Annotated in this window: 3 protein-coding genes; 2 read left to right on the top strand and 1 reads right to left on the bottom strand. The window is 42.0% G+C overall.

Annotated features, from left to right (window positions below; all coding sequences use genetic code 11):
• Window positions 1–130: 130 nt before the first annotated feature.
• Entirely contained in the window at window positions 131–2,827 is a 2,697-nt protein-coding gene (locus K0B81_09610) for a cation-transporting P-type ATPase (GenBank protein ID MBW6516848.1), read from the bottom strand.
• 621 nt (window positions 2,828–3,448) lie between these two features.
• On the opposite strand from K0B81_09610, the gene K0B81_09605 reads away from it, so the two are divergent.
• Both K0B81_09605 and K0B81_09600 read left to right on the top strand, forming a co-directional pair.
• A complete protein-coding gene (locus K0B81_09605) occupies window positions 3,449–3,712 on the top strand; it encodes a hypothetical protein (GenBank protein MBW6516847.1) in 264 nt (87 codons plus the stop codon).
• A gap of 491 nt (window positions 3,713–4,203) precedes the next feature.
• A partial coding sequence (locus tag K0B81_09600; GenBank protein MBW6516846.1) for a hypothetical protein occupies window positions 4,204–6,565 on the top strand: 2,362 nt, incomplete at its 3' end.

The raw sequence follows: 6,565 nt of genomic DNA, 5'->3' as shown, positions 1-6,565 counted from the left end.
ATTAAAGATTAGACTTACTTTTAGTGTATCAATGAGAAGGAGCGTAGTTAGCCCGAGCCGACTACGCTCCTCCCTATAGGTAAACGGTAGGAAACCCGCATAAACAGAGGGTTTTAATTTTTATAAGCAATTATCTCTTGATTTTCCTGACGATTAATTTCTCAACCTCGACCAGTAATAAGACCATCAGACCGGCTATGAGAGGATATCTCCAGTATCTTAAGATAAGTCCCGTTGTTCCAAAGAGATTATTCATAAAGGGGAGATAAGTGAATAGCAATTGCAGAATTATCAGTGCCCCGACGGAAACAAAGACGATCTTGTTATCAAAGAAACTCTTGCTAAAGGTTGATTCATAGAGTTTACGACAGGTGAATAGATAAAAGAAATGACAAGCAACGAGCATATTGACAGCTATCGTTCTCGCCGTTTCAATGTCGTAGGTTCCATTCTGATAATTTCTCATAAAGAGCAGAAAAGTCAAGCCACCACTGAGGAGTGATACGAACATTACCCGCCAAATAAAAAATCCGCCAATTATTGATCTATCGGGATCTCTTGGGGGTAGCTTCATTACTTTCTGCTCCATCGGCTCAAAGGAGAGAGCTAACGCCAAAGTTACAGCGGAGACCATATTGACCCATAAAATTTGCACAGGGGTGATCGGGAGAGTCAATCCGAAGATGATCGCTGCGATCAATACGGTCGCCTCTGCCCCATTTGCCGGTAAGAGAAAAAGGATAGTTTTGCGGATATTATCATAGACCGTTCTCCCCTCTTCTACAGCATTGACGATCGAAGCGAAGTTATCATCGGTCAGGATCATTCCAGAGGCATCTTTGGCTACTTCTGTCCCTTTGATACCCATAGCTATGCCGATATTGGCGCGCTTCAATGCCGGGGCATCGTTGACTCCGTCACCGGTCATGGCACAGAGCAGATTGTTGGCTTGCAACGCTTTAACGAGCCGTAACTTGTGTTCCGGTGAAGTTCTGGCAAAGACATCATGGTCTTTGGCAATCTTTTTCAACTCTTCATCGTCCATCTCTTCCAGTTCCGATCCGGTGATAACACCGTTTTCCACATCTATTCCAAGTTCTGCTGCGATGACTTTAGCTGTTATAGCATGGTCACCCGTGATCATGATAACTCTGATCCCCGCCTCTTTGCATTCTTCGATCGCACGCTTCACCTCTTCCCGGGGTGGGTCTATGATACCGACAAATCCGAGCATGATCAGATCGTCCTGGATATCTTTCACATCGAGTGTGGTTTGGTCTTTACCGGCTTCTTTGTAGGCAACCCCTATCAGTCGTTCACCTTTCTCTGCCAGTGATTCGAACTTTCCCTTCCAGTAAGATTTATCTATCTCTTTCTCTCCATCAAGAGTGAGCTGTTTTTTGCACATTTCCAGCAGCTTTTCGGGAGCACCCTTTACGTAAATATAACGGTCTTCTTTTGTCTCATTCAGGGTAGCCATGAATTTATGCTCGGAATCAAAGGGGATCACATCGAGTCTTTTGGGATTGAATTCTTCCATTCCTAATTTATAAGAAAGAGTGATCAAGGCACCTTCGGTAGGTGTGCCGACCAGTTTCCATTCTCCCCCCTTTTCTTGGGAGATCTCGGCATTATTACAAGCTTTGATAGCTTTGGTGAGTTTTTCCAAAACAGGTTCTTTTGGCAGATCGACATCTTTGTCGTCTTTGCTGACTTTACCTTCCGGCTTGTAACCCGATCCTTCGACTTCATAGAGCTCTTCAGCTGTTATGATCGTCTTGGCGGTCATCTCATTGCGGGTCAGAGTGCCTGTTTTGTCGGAACAGATAACACTAACTGCACCAAGCGTCTCAACCGAAGGAAGTCGTCTGATTATCGCATGACGTTGAGCCATTTTCTGTACACCGATAGCCAGAGTTATGGTCATAATAGCAGGTAATCCCTCAGGGATCGAAGCAACTACAAGCCCGATGACAGCCATAACCAATTCGACTATGGTGAAATCTCTGAATAAGTAACCAAAAGAGAAGACCAATAAACCGAAGGTGACTATGAAGATGGAGAGCCATTTCCCAAAACGGTGTATCTTTTGTAAGAGAGGGGTTGTGATCTCTTCTACTTCCGAGATCATTTGGGAAATCTTGCCGATCTCAGTGTTCTCTCCGGTAGCAACAATCACTCCGGTAGCTTCACCACTCGTCACCATAGTTCCGGAAAATGCCATATTGTGACGATCCCCGAGACCTGCTCCCTCATCAACTTCATCCGGTTTCTTGTTTACATCGGTTGATTCGCCGGTCAATGGTGATTCTTCAACCCGAAAATTCTTAGCAGACAAGATTCTTATATCGGCAGGGATCTTGTCACCTGAACTGAGTATTACAAGATCACCCGGCACCAATTCTTCGGCATCTATCTTCTTGCGGTGGTTCTCTCTGATAACAGTTGCTTCTAAGGAAAGCATTTTTTTGATACCCTCGATCGCTTTCTCTGCCTTCCCTTCCTGAATAAAACCGATCAAGGCATTGATGATGACAACTGCCAGAATGACGAAGGTGTCGATCCAATGATCCATCAAAGCAGTAATAACAGCTGCGGCTAAGAGCAAATAGATCAAGATGTTATGAAATTGGATCAAAAATCTTACCAAGGTGCTGCGTTTTTTACCTTCCGGTAAGATGTTCTTGCCGAAAGTTTCCAGACGTTTTTTAACCTCTTCTTGAGTCAATCCTTCTTCTGTTGATGTCTGTAGCGCTTTGACAACCTCTTCTGAGCTCAAACTATGCCATTTCTTTTCTTTTAGTTCTTCTGCTTTGATACTTCCCATAAACTCTGTCCTTTTTTCACGTCCTCTACTTTATAACTACGACTATTTTTGGTGTTTCTGATATAAGTCAATGAAATTTCTGCCTCTGCGAAGGATAGCAAGCATCGTCCACGAATGGACACAGATTAAAAAAAGATGAACACAGATTAAAATGAGACGCTCCAGCGGAAGGAATAGCAGGGAGTTAAAAAAGTAGGTAGTAAGTAGAAAAAGCCAGGGGAAGCGAAGCAAGTCCATTGGAAGAATAGCAAGCATTGTCCACTGATGGACACAGATTAAAAAAAGATGAACACAGATTAAAATGAGACGCTCCAGCGGAAGGATAGCAAGAAGAAGAAAATTTGACCACGGAGGCACGGAGTACACAGAGGACACGGAGGAAAAGATTGAGACGCTCCAGCGGGAGGAATAGTAGGGAGAGAAAAAAAGTTACTAGTTACCAGCTACTAGTTACTAGTGAATAACCGGAGGAAGGAGAAGCAAGCAAAGATGAAAAGAGTGACTAGTTAAAAAACCAGTGGAAGGGATAGCATGGAGGAGAGAGGGAAATAACTGTAACATAGACTTTAGTCTGTGAAGTTGTCACCCTGAGTGACACTTGGAAGTGCATCTTGCTTTTGCTTGCCAAGTGTTGTATCGAAGGGGGAAGAAAACATGAACTGCCTTTGTATTTCATCCTTTGTTGACTTCGTCGAGCTCGGAAGCAGCCACAAAGCCAACAAAGGAGTTGACTTCGTCGAGCTCGGAAGCAGCCACAAAGCCAACAAAGGAGTTGACTTCGTCGAGCTCGGAAGCAGCCACACGGAAGCACTTTCCTCGGTTCGATATGTTCTGCCCAAAGCAAAGCAAGATGAAAAGGTCAGAACACTCAGGATGACAAAATGAAGAAAAGTCATGAAAAATTTGGTGGAAAAGGGTAAATACTATTAATGCTTACCGTCCTGTATGGTTATTAATATAGCTTGACGAAATAATACTCTGTTATTTTTATCGGTGTTGGATATTTAGCACCCTAATTTGCAAAAGCACCTTGATAATTTTTACTTGTTTCTACTTCGAAACCCGAATGTGAAGAAAACAAAGGGATCTATTATGGACATTAAACAGAGGCAGGGAGAATTATCCCCCCCTCACGTAATTTATTGTCGTATATAGGATTACGCTATGCTTTGCTCGCTGAAGATCTCTTCATTAATACCACAACGGAACTTTCTGACCATAATAAATACATTCCTCCCCTGTCTCTCTGAATTTAGGCAGAGGGACTTTAAATCTATCTTACAGACTGAGTATTGCTGTGGTTAGCGTTTTTATCCCGCAGCCGGATCGGAAATACAGGATGATCTGATCAAACCAAATTTTTTTTTGGAGGAAAAATGTTTAATAGAAAGCAATTTGTACTGGTAGTCCTTATAGGACTTATCTTTGTTTTATCCGTTAATGCTGCTCATTCCCAATTCGCCGGTGGAGATGGTAGTGAAGAAAATCCCTTTCTTGTAGAAGATGCCGAGCAGCTAAATTATGTGAGAGAATATCCAGATGCTTATTTCAAACAGATTGATAATATCGACCTGAGTGGTTATGCCGGAGGTCAGGGCTGGGAACCAATAAAATATTTTACCGGTACTTATCTCGGAAGCGGTTTCTCTATATCAAATCTTGTAATTAATAGACCGTCTCTAGACGATATCGGTCTTTTTGGTAATGTTGTTGGAGCTACATTAGGTGGCATAAGGCTGATTGACATATCGATAGTGGGAAGAGATAACACCGGTAGTATAACAGGTTATAGTGAAGAAAGTACTTTAGTCCTCAGTTATGCAACAGGATCCGTTGAAGGAAAGGGTAATGTCGGTGGGTTGATCGGTCTTTTTGAACAAGGAGAAATAGTTGAGAGTTACGCTTTTACAACTGTCAGGGGCAATTTAAATGTCGGAGGTATAATCGGTTATAAAGATGTAGGAGTCATTAAAAATTGCTATGCTACGGGAGATGTTGACGGTGAAAAAAACATTGGCGGCTTGTTGGGAAGTTATGATGGAGGTTCGATTATAAACTGTTACGCTACTGGTAAGGTCAAAGGTAAAGACAATCCTGGAGGACTTATCGGTTATGGCAATGGTACGGTAACAAAAAGTTATTGGGATATTGAAACCACCGGTCAACAAGATTCTGCCGGTGGTCAAGGAAGGAGTACCAATGAGATGACTTATCCTTATGACCCCGGTACTTATGTTGATTGGGATTTTGTTTACAGATGGGTTGAAGATGTTAATCATTTTCATAAAGGTTACCCTTATCTACTAAGAGCACCTTGCGATACCATTCCATATCCCTTTTTAGGTTCCGGTACAGAAAACGACCCATACCAAATTCAGTCAGCTATTCAACTTAATCTTATAAGAGGTTATCTGAATTCTCATTTTCAGCAGACAGCAGATATCGATTTGGGAGTACCGCCTTGGACCGAGAACCAAGGATGGGAACCGATTGGGACATTTATTGGTGGGCATATGATTGATTGTATGTTTATGGGATCATTTGATGGAAATGGGTTTTCAATTCATAATCTATATATAAACCGACCAAATGAAGTTTTCCAAGGATTATTCGGAGCCATATATAATAGTACTTTAAATAACATAACATTAGTTAATGTTAATGTAACAGGATATATAGCTGTTGGTAGTCTTGTGGGCTTGAATTGGTGGCATGGCATTGTTAAAAATATAACCAGTGAAGGTACGGTAACCGGCTATGAAACAATTGGTGGAATTATTGGAGTTAGCTACGGAGAAACATTGACTGAGCAATGTTTCAGTTTGGTAAATGTTTATGGTTCTGGAAGGGAAGTTGGAGAAGTCGGAGGTATATCAGGATTGAATCAAAATCATTCGATAATAAGAAAATGCAAGAGTGAAGGAATTGTCTATGGTTATCGTAACATTGGAGGTATTACTGGACATAACTTTTCTTATTCTTCAGTCATAAAGAGTTATAGTACTGGGATAGTTATAGGAGATATTACTGTTGGTGGTATAGTTGGGTTTAATAATGCTTATTCCTTGATAGAAAATTGCTACAGTTCTTCTCAAGTCTATGGCAATAGATACGCAACAGGTGGATTGGTTGGACTTAACTGGTTTAATTCTGGGGTAGTTAATAGCTATAGTTCATCTATTGTCATAGGTGATAGTAATGTTGGTGGTTTAATAGGAGTACAAAATGTTGAAGCAACTACAACCAACAGTTACTGGGACATAGTTACTTCCGGGCAGGAGGACTCCGACGGGGGTACCGAAGCTGTAACGGTAGATATGGTATTGGATAACACTATTTACACCAACTGGGATTTTGCAGATACCTGGGCGATGACCGATTATACTACCTATCCCTATCTGCAGTGGCAGGTAGAGCCGGAAATCCATAACTATCCACCGAACGGCTATCATAAGGTCTTTCAAGGACGCGAATTCTACTGGGAATCTTTCCCCGTTCTCTGGAACAGAGATGCTAATGGTAATCAATCCGGGCAGGATGTGCTTGACCCCTTGACTTACCATAACCATATTGAGGTCTGGGATGAGTGGGATCCGTACATGCACTGGGATGGAGATGATTGGAACTATCAATATCCTGTTAATTTCAACAGTACCCGTGGTTACCAGATCACCTTTGGTAGTGAAGATACTTACGAGCTTATAGTTGATGCACCGAATTTTCTTCCTCAAAATGAGG

It is taken from the genome of Candidatus Cloacimonadota bacterium (genome assembly GCA_019429305.1).
GTDB lineage: Bacteria > Cloacimonadota > Cloacimonadia > Cloacimonadales > JAJBBL01 > JAHYIR01.
This window is presented reverse-complemented; position numbering and strand designations above follow the sequence as displayed.

Coding starts and splice junctions, on each gene's coding strand:
- K0B81_09610 (MBW6516848.1), bottom strand. CDS start 2,827: ATGGGAAGTATCAAAGCAGAAGAACTAAAAGAAAAGAAATGGCATAGT.